The following is a 14,994-nucleotide window of genomic DNA, read 5'->3' on the forward strand; positions in this document are numbered from 1 at the left end:
GGCCACGCAATCGTTCGCTCAATCAATCTTCATGTGATGAATCCGCGTCATCCCATACCGAATCGATCTCTTCTGCATCATCGGGAAGCTCAAGAACTTCATCAGGAACCCAATCATAGTCAGGGCCTGAAGGATCAAATTGTTCTTCCGGAGCGGTCTCATAGTCCGAGTCACCATCATAGGCCTCACCAAAGAAAGAGGAGTCATCAATCTGCTTGATCTCAGGGTCTGCGGAGTACGATTCGGGTGGAACTTTAATTCCAGCCCGGAGAAGGGCCTCTCTGAGTCTGGAATCACGGACAAAATGCCAAGGTGGGAGTAGTTCTTTGTCGTCAAGCTCGAATTCCACAGAGGTCGGATGCAAGTGAGAGGTTTCAGTATCAACAAGAAATGACGCATTTACTAATGAGACCACTCTGTAAGCCAGCAGAGGCTCTTGCTCAATTGCTTTGATCCGTGAACCAACAGGACCATCGAAAACAATTCGCCAGCAGGCATCATGAACATCTCCCATCATGGGACAGCAAGTGGCATCGTGATGTATGATGATCTTCACGGGCTCACCGACGCTCATATCGGCAAGTTCGGTAGCGGTCTCGGGGAGCGGCAGATTAAAGAACTCACATGATTGCGTCACGTAGGGCTGAAACAGGTCAAGGGAGAGAACAGATCTATCAGTCACTAGGTCGCCATAGATGATGTCAGTATAAGGATCCCAAGTCATCTCTACGCCGTCACCTGTTGTATATGCTATGCCACGAACCAAGGGGTCTCGAAGCACAGCACGGACATCTTCAGAGAGCTTGGTGGTATAGCGTGATACCTCATCATGTTCCATGATACTAAGAAAACGAATTGTGTAACTGACACCATCACTCTCAAGGTGTGGTTGTACTCTCTGCACGTCTCTGAATCGCTCGGCAAGGTCCGCTAAAATTTGATTCTCGTGAGCGTGCATGTCCTCAGGTCGCGGGGGTATCTGCTTCCATGTGAAAGGAGGAGGAGCAGGTTCGGGAAAGAAGATCGCAAGGCGAATCCATCGCAGAGGGGCGGTTGCTCCCTCCGCAGGCAGTCCATAAGAGAACTTTGCAAAAGGGGCCCATGTGGTCTCAGGGTCGCCGTCTGCAAAATCATCAAGGTCTGTCGGTATCCAGAAGACATCACTCTGTGAACCGTCGGTCAGGACAAACGGGCGCCGTACAACATCATCATGAATCTCGTCCGCATAAGAAACGAGATCATCAAGCGTGATAACTGTACGATAGTGCCGAATTGTAAGATCACGCCATGGACCCAGACGGACTAGCCCCACATAGTATTCTGACGAACCCTCATATCGTTGAAAGATCAGCCATGCCTGCGCACGACCGGTGACTTCATCACGATCAATCAGAAGATCGCCATAGCGAACATTTGTGGGCCGACCAGATTCATAAGGCATCTCTATCCAAGTTCTAATGGTGTACATGACTGATAAGTATGTATAATCGTTCACCTAAATAAAAAGCGCACGCAGTCAGATATAATAGTTCAACTCACAAGAGTGACGGTGGCGTGAGAACCATGACCAAGAGTATAGCATTACTGATGATGTTACTGCTTCCTGTATTTATTTCGCCAGTCGCCGCAATCAACTATTCACCTGTGACATTTACAGAGTCTGATGTAAGTGCCACCATTCGGATCTCGGCTCCTGATCTCATTGCCAGCCCTTTCAACATCAACGTTCATACAGATATAACCATCAAGCCAGCACAAGAGAACATTTCCAAGATCAATGTCACCAGCATCACTCTAATGATCACAAAAGATAATGGGGCCAACAATTTCGGTCTGCTTGCTGCTGATACGGTCTCGTTCGCGCCCGGTCAGGTGGGAACCACGTCTATCAACATGACAGTAGACTTTGAGCTCTCAGGTACCGGAACGGGAACAGAGTGCTTCTTTGCTCTAAGTGTAGAAGGCATGATCACAAACTCAACAGGAAACTACACCTTCCGCGCAATATCCCCAGAGAATCTTGCGGGGCCATTTAATATTGCACCAGGGTTCAGCTCGCCTATCACTCAAGTAGGTATTGTGGTGATCATCATATCAGTAATCTGTATAGCTGCTGGGGCATACGGTGTAAAAAAAGCAAAGGCACCAGTCCCCAAGAGAAGAGGTCTCCTCGATGAGTGACTGACGACTCTCGAACTATTTGAGATAACTCTTGATCCGTTCTTTGCTGACTTGCTTACCCAACTCTGCAAGAGGATAGATTGCACCACATGCCTTGCATTTCAGAGCACTATAGACAACAGGCATTCCGGCCACTCGAATTTCGTAAATGGTGGCCAACCAATCTTCTCCTCCACACAATTCGCATTCGATTTTCATTGCAAAACCTCACAAGTTCCTTTGCGAGCATTTGAGCATAACAAAATAAGTTCTTCCACAAAAAAACAATATATCCATAAAAAATTATAGTTAGTTAGACGGAGATCACAATAGTATCAAGTAAGATTCACGCACAGAGGATTATGCACATCAGGCGATCCTTCCAAATCCTCGAAACTTGCTCATCAACAATGAAACGGGGGACATCCAAGACAATTGCACATGACAACCAGATAATATAGGGGAACAGGACCGCCTCGTAAGGGAAATACAATGACTTCTGCGCTGCAAGACTATGCCATGCTCATCTCAGGAATGCTCTTTTGGGGCGGGTCGTGGGTCTCCGCAAAGATCCTCGTGACAATTGCACCTCCGATGACAATTGGCTTCTTTCGATTTCTCTTTGCCAGTATTTTCTTCCTCGGCCTATTGAAAGCCTCCGGAGAAGGAATATGCAATCTACGTCCCAACTTCCGGTGGCTTGTACTTGTTGGAGCGACTGGTATTTTCGGGTATGGCATCCTGTTTCTCACAGGGATACGATTTACCACTGCTGCACAGGGGTCCATCATTGCAGGATTCAATCCCACCATGATAGCACTCTTTGCACACCTCATTCATAAAGAGCGACTTGATCGACGATGGAAATACACCGGGTTCATTCTGAGCTTTCTCGGAGTGATGATGGTCATTGGAGTTCAGACGCTCCTTGACTTCAACATCAGCTATCTGATAGGGAACCTCATCATACTATGCGCGATGGCAATGTGGGGATTCTATTCATCAATTAGCAAACAGGTCATGAAGACACTCTCACCAGCAGAAGTCAATGCGGGAGGCTCCATTGTCGGTTGCATGTTCTTTGGACTCTTCGCACTGACAGAAGAACCATGGACGCTCCCAGTCTTGAACGATCCCATCTTCTGGGCCAATATCCTCTTTCTTGGATTCTTTGTGACCTTTCTCGGCTTTCTGTTTTACTTGAGAAGTGTGGATCGGCTTGGCGCAACTAAGACGGGAGGCTTCATCAATCTCGTCCCCGTCTTTGGTACATTGCTCTCAGTCCTCATTCTTCATGAGACCCTACACTGGACGTTCCTCGTCGGGCTTGTATTTGTAGTAACAGGAATCACCATCGTCAATGCACGCAGCTCAAAAGAGACTATTCAAATAGGTGATGTCTGAGGCGCAGCACGAGGCGAGATCCATGAAGGAATCTGCTGCCAAATACTATGCAATGCTCGTCGGTGCAATGGTCCTGTGGGGGGCTTCGTGGGTCTCCAAGAAGATCGCGGTCTCAGCAGCACCACCTCTGACAATCGGGTTTCTGAGGTTTCTCTCGGCAAGTGTCGTCTTTCTCATATTCATGTTTGCGATCAAGCGGCCGCCGCACAAGGCGTTCTCCAAGGGCGACATCAAGATCCTATTGCCTATCGGGATAGTAGGCGTCTTCGGTTATGAGACCATGGAACTTCTCGGTCTCCAACTGACCACCGCAGCACAGGGAGCGATCATTGATGGGTTTCAGCCGGTCACAATTGCCATCTTTGCATTCATCATGCTCCGCGAGTCCCTCACTCGAAAGTGGCAGTATATTGGATTTCTCTTCGGGTTTTTAGGCATCGTCTCAGTGGTGGGGACTCAATTCCTTGCAGGCATTGGCCAACACGTACTCGGCGACCTTGTACTCATTGGGGCGACCTGTGTCTGGGCGATCTATTCGGCTCTCGGTAAACGTGCCATGGGCTCCATGGATGCATTAGACATGACAGCAGGTGGGATCTTCATCGGCACGATCTTCTTTGGTCTCACCTCTCTGACTGAGCAGTGGTGGACGCTTCCTGCAATGGTGGACCCGATATTCTGGGTGAACATACTCTTCTTAGGAATGGTCATGACCTTCCTCTGCTTCCTCCTGTATTTTGAGAGCATCCGCAATATTGGAGCCACACGATCTGGGGTCTTTGTCAGTCTTATTCCCATCTCCGGCACCATCCTCTCATTTTTCGTTCTTAAAGAGGAGATTCTTGCATCATTCTGGGCGGGACTCGTCCTCGTCACCATCGGGATCATCATTACGAACTTCCCTGTCCGAGAAGGGAATCAGGAAAAAGAGACAACTCCACCCGACCTTTGACCGAGTAGGAAAGTAGATAACGGACCTGAATGCGTGAGATTCATGCTCCACGAAGGTGTATGATAAATGAGTGCATATGATGACTTTCTTGCACGAGCGCGCGAACTAGTAACAGTTGAATCGGCAACGGGTGTTCTATACTGGGATCTTGAAACCTACATGCCGCCTAAAGGCATTCGTCTTCGCAGTGAACAGATTGCTGCCCTGTCGAAAATTCAACACGAGATGCTGACCAGCCCTGAGACCGGCAAACTTCTCGAGGCTGCTGAAAAAGAGATGGGATCATACGATGAGGTCCAGAAGAGAAATCTCCATCTTGCCCGTCGGGAATATGATTCGGAAACAAAGGTCCCTGTTGATCTCGTGATGGCAATTGCCAGACAACAAGCAATCACCACTGATGTCTGGAAAAAGGCAAAGGCCGCACAGGACTGGAAAAAGTTCCAGCCCGAACTCAAAAAGATGATAGATCTCACCCGACAGCGGTACGAGATCATTATGGATGTCAAGGGCATTCCGGTGCTCTATGATGCAATGGTAGATGACTACGAGAGAGCGATGACCTCAGCAAAGATCGAGAAGGTATTCTCAGAACTTAGAGATGGCCTGATCCCATTAGCTCAGAAGTGTGCTGATGCAACCAAGGGAACCGACCTCAGTCGTCTTGCCCGGCCAGTCCCAGTCGAGATCCAACGGAAGATCGCCACGGATCTTGCGAATCTTATCGGATATGATACAACATCAAAAGAGGCAGGTGGCCGTATCGATGAGACCGAGCATCCATTCACCACCGGATACTTTGATGATGTGAGAATCACAGTGCATTACCATGAGAAGAATGTCATGTCAATGATATACGCTATTCTTCACGAGGGGGGTCATGCACTCTACGAACAGAACCTCAATCATGATTGGATGTATCAGCCCATTGGTAAAGCCGCCAGCATGGGAATTCATGAATCGATGTCACGATTTGTTGAGAACATCTTTGGACGTACCAATGAGTTCTGGCAATTCTACTATCCCAGACTAAATGAGCTGACCAATAACACATTTGCAGACATTCCACTCGATGAGTTTGTCCGCGCAGTCAATCATGTTCGCCCCTCCAAGATCCGGATAGAGGCGGACGAGGTGACCTATTCATTGCATATCATCATCAGATTCGAGATCGAACGTGACCTGTTCGGTGGAAAACTCGATGTGTCGGATCTTCCACAAGTGTGGAACGAGAAATACGAGAAATACCTCGGTATTGAGATTAAAAATGACTCTGAGGGAGTAATGCAAGATACACACTGGGCCTCTGGGCTGTTCGGATACTTCCCAAGCTACGCCCTTGGTAATGTGTATGATGGGATGTGGCGTGACAAGATCAATCATGATATCCCCGACTGGCAGACACGCATACCCAGTGGCGAGTTTGCTCACATCAAGTCATGGTTGGTTGAGAACATCCATAGCAAGTCCGCCCTCTATGATCCAGCAGACCTCGTTAAACATGTGACAGGAAAAGATCTTGAGGCCAAACCGTTTCTCAGATATCTTGAGGAAAAATACTCTAACCTCTTCGGATTTTAATATACAAGGCAGGGGCATTTTGCCCTTGCCACAAACATAAATCCGTATTAGTGAGATGATACTACCACTCTTGGAGGATAGAGGAAATGAGAAAAATCGATATTAGACTCGAACAGACCAAATATAGTCCCGGATCCAGTATCCAAGGGGAAGTCGTGGTCAATACTGACAAAGAATTCGAAGCAAATCGAGTCACCCTAGAGTTTGTAGGTATTGAAGAGGCAAGAGTCGTTCGTGGCGCAGGTGATTCTAGACGTGTCTACAAAGAAAAAATATTACACATCGATGAGGAAACCATTCTTCACGAGAGCGTGATCATTCCAGAGGGGACGACCAGTTTTCCATTCGAGGTGAATATCCCTAGAAACCTGCCCGAATCATATTATGGTCACTATGGCTCTATCCGATACCAGTTGAGAGCAAAGGTTGAGATCTCGTGGGCGCTGGACCCAAAATGCGAGGTGGATGTCGGAATCATCCACCCACTAGAGCACGTCCCCCCGAAACCCTTCACCAAGTTCATAGATTGGAACGGCCTTGATCAGATTCAGATCGAGATTCCGCGACACACTATCGCTCCACCAGAGCCGTTTCCCATACGCATAATGCTACGAGGCGATCCGAAAATTCGCGGGATTAGGTTTGAGATTCTATTCAAGGAAATTGTATCTCCAAAAGGAAGAACCGAGACCACGACAAGGCAGCTATCAACAGCATATCTAAAGGCGGAAGAGATCTCATACAATAGCTGGATGGACATCAATATGGAGACATCGGAGAAATGGCCTTTACCGTTTTCCTCTCAGCTGATTAAAACAGCATACGTTCTGAAAGTGACTGCAGATATCAGATTTAGATTTGACAGGTCCGTCGAGTTTCGACTTGTGCCTTCTCGACCACCAGCAGAATTGTTTGAACAAGATGATTTCAGCTGGTAGTTGAAAAATAAGACGCCCCAAGAGAAACTGTATCTCTTAGGGCGATAGGTCTCACCGACTATCCAGTGATAGTAAATCCATCAAAGACCAAGGACCCAACAGAAACGCTCCAAGGTAATACTTCAACATCATTACCCATGGCAATGATCTTCTTGTAGCCCTCATAGAAGTTCCCTGCAACAGAAACTGGTTGAACCGAGTGCTTGATCTCACCGTTCTCGATCAGATAGACCGAGGAGGCAACTACCGCGAACTCACCAGTGGCCACATCTGTATGAAAGATGCCCAATGGGAAATCATCAATTAGTAGAGCCTTTCCATCAATAGAACTAATGAGATCATCTAATGAGCGGTCACCACCCACGACTTCGAGATGCTTGGCCCCAACGGACGGAGGAACTTCATACGGAATTGAGCCGCCAAAGATCCCTCCACCTCGGGAAGCGTTGCCAGTAGGTTCTACGCCGTTGGCCCGAGCATAATAGCTATCGAAGAGGAATCCCTTCAAAACCCCGTCCTCAATGACAGTGTTTCTCCGCTGCGGGTGCCCTTCTGCATCGATTGCCATCGTGCCCAAATAATTGGGATTCTGACCATCATCATAGACGGTAAGCGACTTGACTGCGATCTCGTTCCCTAGATGATCACAGAGCGGGGAGACCCCATCAACAACAGCATCGCCCAAGGTAGATCGGGCCAAGCTGGAGGCAATGTATGTCGAGGCCGCAATTGGTTTCCAAACAGTGGGTAACGCCCCAGTGAAGTCTAATTTTTCTGCGCCCAATAGATTCACTGCACGCTGAGCAGCATCCCTACCGAGACCCTCGGTCTTGACAATTCTATCACGTGCCACATCAAATCCGAAAGACCCACGTCTCTCTTCACCGACCATGGCTTGCACATTCACCGACACCATATTATGTCCAAAGCGGGTGGCCTCAAGAATACCACGAGTGTTGCCCAGAGCATAGGCACCCCATGAGGCCGCGGCCTCGGCAGAGAAAATCTTTGCGCGCTCGTCAACGGTCTTTGCCTCGGTGATCATCTCTTCGGAGAATCGAATGAGATCATCCGTACCAAGAGCGAGTATCTCCTTATCAAAGGCACCCTCCTTCCCTCGGCCTGCAGGATCACAAAAGCCTTGGAAACGATTGTCCTCGACAGTCACTCCGGAGGCAATAGAGAGAGCCTCAAAGATGACCAGATCAACTCGATTCTTCGTGATACCAGAGGCACTGGCAAATCCGATACGCTTACCAAGAGCGACTCGTGCAGAGCACCCGGCCACAATACCATCTTTAGCACTCACAATACCCTGAGTGATCTCTGCTGACATCTCATGGCTATAGAAGACACCAACCTCGATCTCCGCATCAGCGTTCAGGCTCTTGCCATACTTGAGAGCAGAATCAGTGACTGCAAGCAGTTCGTCCTTAACTGTATCATAATCCATCATTTGAGCCTCCTATGCTTTCCCTCCAAAGGTCACCCCGTCCACAACTAACTTCGGGCCACCAAGACCAACAGGCAGTGGTGCCTGCCCGGCCTTTCCACAGCCACCAAAGTAACCACTGTAGAGCTGAAGATCACGAGTCGCACCCTCCACATGCCCGAGCATCTCCAGAACGTTCCCTGACAGCGAGACCTCACGTATTGGATATTTGATCTCTCCATTCTCGACCCAATAACCACGAATCGCCTTGAACAGAAAACTCCCGTCGCCCTCTACTTGACCACCGGAGGTCTGAATTGCGTAAACACCAGTACCCAGGAGCTCAAGGGCCTCCTCCTCTGTCAGGTCACCTGCCGCAAAGTACGTGTTGGTCATCCGCACTATTGGCGGAAACATGAATGTTATAGCTCGCGCATTTCCTGTAGGGCTCTGCCCGAGATTTGCAGCCGTGCCACGATTGTGAAGATAGTGCTTTAGGACGCCCTTGTCCAAGACAACTGTATTGTGCGCAGGAGTCCCCTGATCATCAAATGGTACCCACAGACCACCATACTTCTCAATATCAACAATGCCCGAGTCTATGATCGTGGCATGCTCTGTTCCCAGCCGAGTACCAACCTTTCCAGTGAGCGGAGAAAATCCGGGGACTACGAAATCCGCCTCACTTAGATGGCCAAATGATTCGTGAGCAAGAACTCCAACAAGCTGGTTCTCAATCAGGCTTCTGAACTTCCCAGCAGGACAGGGTTTTGCTTTCAATTGTTCGGCGGCTCGTTCGGCTGCATCCTGGCCCATGTTCTCTGGGCTGTGTTCACCCGAGGCAAATGTGTCAACACCAGTTGTGCCACCGAATGATCTGAATCCAACAACCATTCCACCATCCTCGGCTCGCGAAGTAACCTTCACCCGGAGCTCGGTAGTGAGAAAGTCCCACTCAATGTGAGTCCCATCGGAGTTCACCAACATCTTGTGACCATAAAGCTCTCCGTACATTCCTCGGATATTCCGGACGCTCTTGCCGTGGTCTTTTGCACTCTCGACCACTCTATTGACCAGATCGATTTTTTCGGAGATCGACCATTTTTCCGGGTGAATCCCAATTGAGGGTGTGTAGGCAGGTTTAGGTGAAACTGGCTCTCCACGCTCAAATGGAAGCTTGAGCTTTGCTGCACTAAGGGATGCCCGAGCCATCTTAACGGCTTGGCCTACAGCAGCCAGCACACTCTCACGATCTGGAGTTGCCGTGAACGAGAAACCCGAGACCCCTTTGATGTAACAGGTGATTGCGATGCCCATCCGCGATTTTACTTGAATGTCCTTGAAGGTGTCATCTGTCCGGTCAAGTGTCCGAAGAGTGAGATCCTCATACCGTGCCTCGACAAAATCAGCACCCAGACGCTCGCCATGTGCAACACCATCTTCCAAGATATATTTCATAATATTTACCTCGATAATCCCCAAGGTTCAATGAACGAGTAACAATAATCTCTGCAAGTCCTCTTTAGTCAACCAATATATGATTTTGTTTTAACGAATCTCCATGTGAAACGCCCCAGCGCGAGCAATAGCGAACAGGAGTTACACAACAAAGAATGATCAATATCAAGATCAAGTAGTTTTCATTGCAAACGGTCTCGTATGGCCGGGCCAAGTGACCATACATCGCAGTCTAATAAGCAACAATAACACACGATCTTATCGAACCTATGAAGAGCGCCAAAAACACAGAAACTCATTTATCATGCGTAGAGGATCGAATGTCTACAGGCGGATAGGCATCATAAATTGATTTTGCGAGATCCAGAAACAGACTATGGACATTGGTACCATCTTTCGCACTGGCCTCACCATATCGAAAATCCCATCGTTCGGCAAAACTATGACCTTCATCAGGACTCACTTCTCTTGTTTCGCTCTGGTCGATCTTGTTTGCAATCAATAGAGGAATCAGCTCACGACCCTCCCTAGTGGTGATATTCTCCTGTACACCATAGATCCATCGTTCAAGACTGTCGAATGTGGAACGATCCGACACATCATAGACAAATATGACAGCATGGGCACCCTTGTAGTATTGAGTCCGTAGCTCACGAAAATCAGCCTGACCACCCAGATCGATCAAAGTCAAAATTACTGGAGTGAAGGGATCAATATTCAATGCGGCTGCACTGAGATCAACTCCGACAGTCGCCTTATAGTTGGGATCGAACTCATCCAACAATACACGGCGAATAAGTGAAGATTTCCCAACATTAGCGTCACCGACAAGCAAGACTTTGTAGACCGGAACAGGCATAACTTCGTCACCGCATCTTAATTATATCCGGTATTTAGAGATAAAATGATGTATGACATCTCATCTGCCAGCAGAGAAACGATCTTGCCTTTTCGGAACGGCAAGCACTTCCAAACATCATTGTATTATGAAACCAAAACCAAAAAGAGTATCGCTTAGTACGTAGCTTGTGACCATTATGCTAAGATACGAGGGAACTATCTGGAGACCTCCAAGTGAGGCACGAAGCCTGATCTTACAGGCCACAATAGGATGCTCACACAATGCCTGCATATTTTGTGTCTCATACAAAGACCGGAAATATAGAGTGAGGGGAGCCGAAGGGATCACTGCTGATTTGAGAGGTCTCCCAACTTCAATCAAGAATGGTGTTCGTCGCGTGTTCCTTGCGGATGGAAATGCATTAGCAATGACCACTGACGAGATGCTGGCAACACTTCAAGTTCTACAGAAGAACCTGCCTGCACTCGAACGAGTTGGTGTCTATGCCTACGCAAAAGATGTTCGTGACAAAAGCATTAGTGATCTCAGACAACTCAAGGACGCAGGACTCGGAATAGTCTATCTTGGCCTCGAGACCGGTGACGACGAACTCTTGAGATGGTGCCGTAAAGGTGTGGACTCACGAGAAATGATGGAGGCCTGTAAGAAGATAAGGTCGGCTGGAATCCCACTTTCTCTTACGATCATACTTGGCCTTGGTGGCCTCGAGCATTCTGAGCAACACGCAAAGGCCACTGTTCAAGTCCTCAACAAGATAGACCCCGAATATGTTGGGGCACTGACACTGATGATCCCAAGAGGCACGCCATTGTATGAGATGACTCAGCGCGGCGAGTTTGAACCCATGCGCCCATTTGACATTCTGAGAGAACTGAGAACACTTGTTGAGGGGATACATCTATCCAATTGCGTCTTCAGGACCAATCATGCATCAAATTACTTACCGCTCGGCGGCACTCTGAACCGGGACAAGTACAAAATCCTTGACACCCTGGACACAGTACTTGAAAGACATGATGACAGTGTGCTGCGGCCATCAGGTCTCAGAGGCCTATAAAATTCAGAGGGGAGTACTTTCCAAAAAATGAAAGAGGCATCAGCACGTTCTTGTGAAACGCATTGAAACGTATGGGAGATCCATCTTCCACAGGAATCAACATCGCCAGAATTAATTCCATGACACTGACTGGTCAAGACCACCAGCAGATATGGTCCACAATATGTGACGGCCGTATTGCTCAACACAAAGACTGTTACCTTGTTGCACCGACAATTAGGAGAACGACACCCAGTCCGATCAGTGCGAGCATCGTCTCAGAGAAGAGATAGCCGCCTAGAGTTATTGAATACAGATTAAGCATGTAGAGATATGTAGTGACCTGCTCCAGAGCAGTCACACTGAGTACGGCTGCCAGTACCGGAAGCAGCCCAACTATAATCAAGATCAATCCAAAAATCACAAGTCCTTTTCCCATAGAGATCATCTCCCATAGGAATACTATCTTCACGTCCTGACTGATAACTTCGCGCATACTTCGGAGCTGAATTGTTTGATACTATAGTATATCCAAGGCTTAAGGTAATTTAATGAAATGGCGGATGAAACATAAAATGGTATTTAAGTAAACCCGCATAATCTAATTCGCGCTTTGGTTGGTCGTATCAACTTGATTAAAAAGGGGAAAGTTCGATGAAGAAAGTACCATTACTATTTTTAATTATGCTCATTGTTAGTACGCCATTTCTTTTGATGGTTGCACAATCAACATCTACCACGGAGGGAACATCTCAGCCCAAATCCTATGCATTCAGTAAAACACAACCTGAGAATGGAGGGGTGAACATGATGTTCTTTACCGAAACACCATCTTCGGAGGACGCTCTGTACTATGTGTGCCGACGTGGATCGAATACGGTAGCCTACTTTGGGAAGTCCGCGATTAAGTACATTTCAGAGAATACTATCTTCACTCTAAAATTTCCGGGAAGTAATTTGGTCATTCCACAGGGACAACAACCAACGAAATCAATTACAAATTATTTGTATGGTGATGATCCATTAACTTGGAAGACGGATGTTCCGAATTATGAAATACTTCAATATCCTGAAATATATCCGGGGATTGACCTTGTCTATAAGATCCAGAACGGCAATCTGAAGTACGAGTTTGTAGTGCACCCTCATGCCGATCCGACGGTTATCCGGATAGAGTACGTGAATGCTGATAACATTGACATCATTGATAACAGTATCATAGTTACTCAGAAAGGACACCAGATCACGGACACTGAATTATATGTATTTCAAAAAGCAGGAGCGGTTCCGATAGAATGCATGTTTACTCAGATCGAAGACAAGACCGTTGCGTTCCAATTGAGTGCATATGATAACTCAAAGCAGTTGGTCATAGATCCGGTTTTACTGGTATATTCGTCATTTCTAGGTGGTTCTGATTTCGAAGCGGCTTCGGAAATTAAGGTCGAAAACGGATATATCTATGTGGCGGGAACCACCCAATCTGCTAACTTTCCCACAGCCAATGCACTCAACTCAACTTATGGTGGAAACTTCGACGGCTACGTAACAAAACTCTCTCCTGATGGGCAATCATTAGTATATAGTACATTCATTGGTGGTGCCAATTATGACTACATACAGGGGATTGCAGTGGAGCAAGGAGAGGTCTACATTACAGGATATTCAAACTCCGTTGATTTTCCCACAGTCAATGGATATAATTCAACCTTTAGTGGAGATTATGATTGCTTTGTAGCCAAGTTATCTCTTGACGGACAGTCCCTTATCTATAGTACCTTCATCGGAGACACGGACTTAGATGTTGCAAATGACATTATTGTGCAGAATGGCTATGCATATATTACTGGACGAACCAAGTCGGCAGGATTCCCTACTATTAACGGATTTAATACAACCTATGGTGGAGCATGGGACTGTTTCGTAACCAAGTTGTCTCGTGATGGAGGATCGTTATTGTACAGCACCTTTGTTGGCGGTTCTGATGATGACTATGGTCAGGCAATTGCCATCTTGGAGGGAGAAGTCTATGTTGTGGGAATTACCAAATCCCCGGAATTCCCAACAATAAATGCTTCAGACTCGACCCACAATGGCGCATGGGACTGCTTTGTACTCAAATTGTCCGGTGATGGACAGACATTGATGTTTAGTACCTTCATCGGAGGGAATAACGATGACCTTGGAGTGGATATTGCAACAGCAGAGGGAGAAGTTCTCATTACAGGCCACACAAATTCCTCGGACTTTCCAACAGTCAATGCATATTCATCCAACTACAGAGGCGGAGAGTACGACTGCTTTGTGACTAAGCTCACAGACGATGGGCAAGCAATGATATATAGCACCTTCATCGGCGGGTCGGACATAGATGAGGCAATGGGACTTGCTATAGCAAATGGCGAAGCATACATCACTGGAATTACTGGTTCAGCAGACTTTCCAACAGTCAATGCATATGATTCAACATTTAGTGGTCATTCGAACTGCTTCGTGACCAAGATTGCCAGTGATGGAAAAACATTAGAATATTCTACCTTTCTTGGGGATTCCGATCAGGTCCGGGGAGAGTCCATCTTCGTAGAGAATGGTTTCACATATATCTTTGGCACAACTATGGAAATTGGTTTCCCACTGGTAAACCCCTATGATTCAACCACAGATAAGGGAACAGACAGCTTTGTAGCAATAATAAGTGAAGAAGAAGACAGTGATTTCGACGGACTGACTAATTGGGACGAATATATCATCTACGGCACAAATCCCAATTGTATTGACACTGATAATGATAATCTCAACGACGCTTTCGAGATTCAGATAGGAACCAGTCCACTTGCAAATGATACAGATGGGGACACGTTCCTCGACTGGTACGAGATCCAATACGGCTCAAATCCGCTTGATCCTACAGATTATCCGGGAGCAACAGCAACCAATACTACCACATCTGTGACTGATTCGCAAAATCTGAATCTACTTTGGCTTCTGGTCGGAATTGCCATTATTACAAGTGTCGGAGCAGTCATGGTTTCAATTATCAGTTGGAGAAAGTCCAATCGATGACTCATCAATAAGGTACAACAACAAAGAAGGGATCACTTGTAGTTGCTCAGTGATCCCCTAAATTTTATTTCTCTATAAAAAATGGCCTTCTATCATTTATTTTTAAAA

General features: G+C 47.1%; 13 protein-coding genes. 7 read left to right on the forward strand and 6 right to left on the reverse strand.

Annotation, left to right across the window (positions count from 1 at the left end; all coding sequences use genetic code 11):
• Nucleotides 1–22: 22 nt before the first annotated feature.
• Nucleotides 23–1,468 carry a hypothetical protein gene (locus K9W43_10325; protein ID MCF2137613.1) on the reverse strand — a complete coding sequence of 482 codons (1,446 nt, stop codon included), beginning with the start codon at nt 1,466–1,468 and terminating at the stop codon, nt 23–25.
• Nucleotides 1,469–1,563: 95 nt separating this feature from the next.
• On the opposite strand from K9W43_10325, the gene K9W43_10330 reads away from it, so the two are divergent.
• Nucleotides 1,564–2,181 (forward strand): hypothetical protein, encoded by a 618-nt coding sequence (locus K9W43_10330; GenBank protein MCF2137614.1) that lies wholly within the window; start codon nt 1,564–1,566, stop codon nt 2,179–2,181.
• A gap of 15 nt (nt 2,182–2,196) precedes the next feature.
• Here the strand turns inward: K9W43_10330 and K9W43_10335 are convergent, their stop codons facing one another.
• On the reverse strand, nt 2,197–2,379 hold the full coding sequence (locus K9W43_10335) for a hypothetical protein (protein MCF2137615.1): 183 nt from the start codon (nt 2,377–2,379) through the stop codon (nt 2,197–2,199).
• A 273-nt stretch (nt 2,380–2,652) separates the two neighbouring features.
• Between K9W43_10335 and K9W43_10340 the strand changes: the two genes are divergently transcribed.
• The 4 genes from K9W43_10340 (at nt 2,653) to K9W43_10355 (ending at nt 7,035) form a co-directional block, all read left to right on the forward strand.
• The gene (locus K9W43_10340; protein ID MCF2137616.1) at nt 2,653–3,564 is read left to right on the forward strand and encodes a DMT family transporter; all 912 of its coding nucleotides are present in this window, start codon (nt 2,653–2,655) and stop codon (nt 3,562–3,564) included.
• Between the two features lie 22 nt (nt 3,565–3,586).
• Nucleotides 3,587–4,516, forward strand: coding sequence for a DMT family transporter (locus K9W43_10345; GenBank protein ID MCF2137617.1), 930 nt, complete (start codon nt 3,587–3,589; stop codon nt 4,514–4,516).
• Nucleotides 4,517–4,582: 66 nt separating this feature from the next.
• Complete coding sequence (locus tag K9W43_10350) at nt 4,583–6,097, forward strand: carboxypeptidase M32 (protein MCF2137618.1); 1,515 nt, start codon at nt 4,583–4,585, stop codon at nt 6,095–6,097.
• An 86-nt stretch (nt 6,098–6,183) separates the two neighbouring features.
• Nucleotides 6,184–7,035 (forward strand): sporulation protein, encoded by an 852-nt coding sequence (locus K9W43_10355; protein ID MCF2137619.1) that lies wholly within the window; start codon nt 6,184–6,186, stop codon nt 7,033–7,035.
• A 58-nt stretch (nt 7,036–7,093) separates the two neighbouring features.
• Here K9W43_10355 and K9W43_10360 read toward each other — a convergent pair whose 3' ends face one another.
• The 3 genes from K9W43_10360 to K9W43_10370 form a co-directional block, all read right to left on the reverse strand.
• Complete coding sequence (locus K9W43_10360) at nt 7,094–8,491, reverse strand: TldD/PmbA family protein (GenBank protein MCF2137620.1); 1,398 nt, start codon at nt 8,489–8,491, stop codon at nt 7,094–7,096.
• 9 nt (nt 8,492–8,500) lie between these two features.
• The gene (locus K9W43_10365; protein MCF2137621.1) at nt 8,501–9,925 is read right to left on the reverse strand and encodes a TldD/PmbA family protein; all 1,425 of its coding nucleotides are present in this window, start codon (nt 9,923–9,925) and stop codon (nt 8,501–8,503) included.
• A gap of 295 nt (nt 9,926–10,220) precedes the next feature.
• On the reverse strand, nt 10,221–10,784 hold the full coding sequence (locus tag K9W43_10370) for a GTP-binding protein (GenBank protein ID MCF2137622.1): 564 nt from the start codon (nt 10,782–10,784) through the stop codon (nt 10,221–10,223).
• A gap of 178 nt (nt 10,785–10,962) precedes the next feature.
• Here K9W43_10370 and K9W43_10375 point away from each other — a divergent pair, with 178 nt between their 5' ends.
• On the forward strand, nt 10,963–11,844 hold the full coding sequence (locus K9W43_10375) for a radical SAM protein (GenBank protein MCF2137623.1): 882 nt from the start codon (nt 10,963–10,965) through the stop codon (nt 11,842–11,844).
• A 196-nt stretch (nt 11,845–12,040) separates the two neighbouring features.
• Here the strand turns inward: K9W43_10375 and K9W43_10380 are convergent, their stop codons facing one another.
• Nucleotides 12,041–12,262: a hypothetical protein gene (locus K9W43_10380; protein MCF2137624.1), complete on the reverse strand. Its 222-nt coding sequence runs from the start codon at nt 12,260–12,262 to the stop codon at nt 12,041–12,043.
• 215 nt (nt 12,263–12,477) lie between these two features.
• Between K9W43_10380 and K9W43_10385 the strand changes: the two genes are divergently transcribed.
• On the forward strand, nt 12,478–14,886 hold the full coding sequence (locus tag K9W43_10385) for a hypothetical protein (GenBank protein ID MCF2137625.1): 2,409 nt from the start codon (nt 12,478–12,480) through the stop codon (nt 14,884–14,886).
• Nucleotides 14,887–14,994: the final 108 nt, after the last annotated feature.

The organism is Candidatus Thorarchaeota archaeon, from assembly GCA_021498125.1.
Lineage (GTDB): Archaea > Asgardarchaeota > Thorarchaeia > Thorarchaeales > Thorarchaeaceae > B65-G9.

Coding starts and splice junctions, on each gene's coding strand:
- K9W43_10325 (MCF2137613.1), bottom strand. CDS start 1,468: ATGTACACCATTAGAACTTGGATAGAGATGCCTTATGAATCTGGTCGG.
- K9W43_10330 (MCF2137614.1), top strand. CDS start 1,564: ATGACCAAGAGTATAGCATTACTGATGATGTTACTGCTTCCTGTATTT.
- K9W43_10335 (MCF2137615.1), bottom strand. CDS start 2,379: ATGAAAATCGAATGCGAATTGTGTGGAGGAGAAGATTGGTTGGCCACC.
- K9W43_10340 (MCF2137616.1), top strand. CDS start 2,653: ATGACTTCTGCGCTGCAAGACTATGCCATGCTCATCTCAGGAATGCTC.
- K9W43_10345 (MCF2137617.1), top strand. CDS start 3,587: ATGAAGGAATCTGCTGCCAAATACTATGCAATGCTCGTCGGTGCAATG.
- K9W43_10350 (MCF2137618.1), top strand. CDS start 4,583: ATGAGTGCATATGATGACTTTCTTGCACGAGCGCGCGAACTAGTAACA.
- K9W43_10355 (MCF2137619.1), top strand. CDS start 6,184: ATGAGAAAAATCGATATTAGACTCGAACAGACCAAATATAGTCCCGGA.
- K9W43_10360 (MCF2137620.1), bottom strand. CDS start 8,491: ATGATGGATTATGATACAGTTAAGGACGAACTGCTTGCAGTCACTGAT.
- K9W43_10365 (MCF2137621.1), bottom strand. CDS start 9,925: ATGAAATATATCTTGGAAGATGGTGTTGCACATGGCGAGCGTCTGGGT.
- K9W43_10370 (MCF2137622.1), bottom strand. CDS start 10,784: ATGCCTGTTCCGGTCTACAAAGTCTTGCTTGTCGGTGACGCTAATGTT.
- K9W43_10375 (MCF2137623.1), top strand. CDS start 10,963: ATGCTAAGATACGAGGGAACTATCTGGAGACCTCCAAGTGAGGCACGA.
- K9W43_10380 (MCF2137624.1), bottom strand. CDS start 12,262: ATGGGAAAAGGACTTGTGATTTTTGGATTGATCTTGATTATAGTTGGG.
- K9W43_10385 (MCF2137625.1), top strand. CDS start 12,478: ATGAAGAAAGTACCATTACTATTTTTAATTATGCTCATTGTTAGTACG.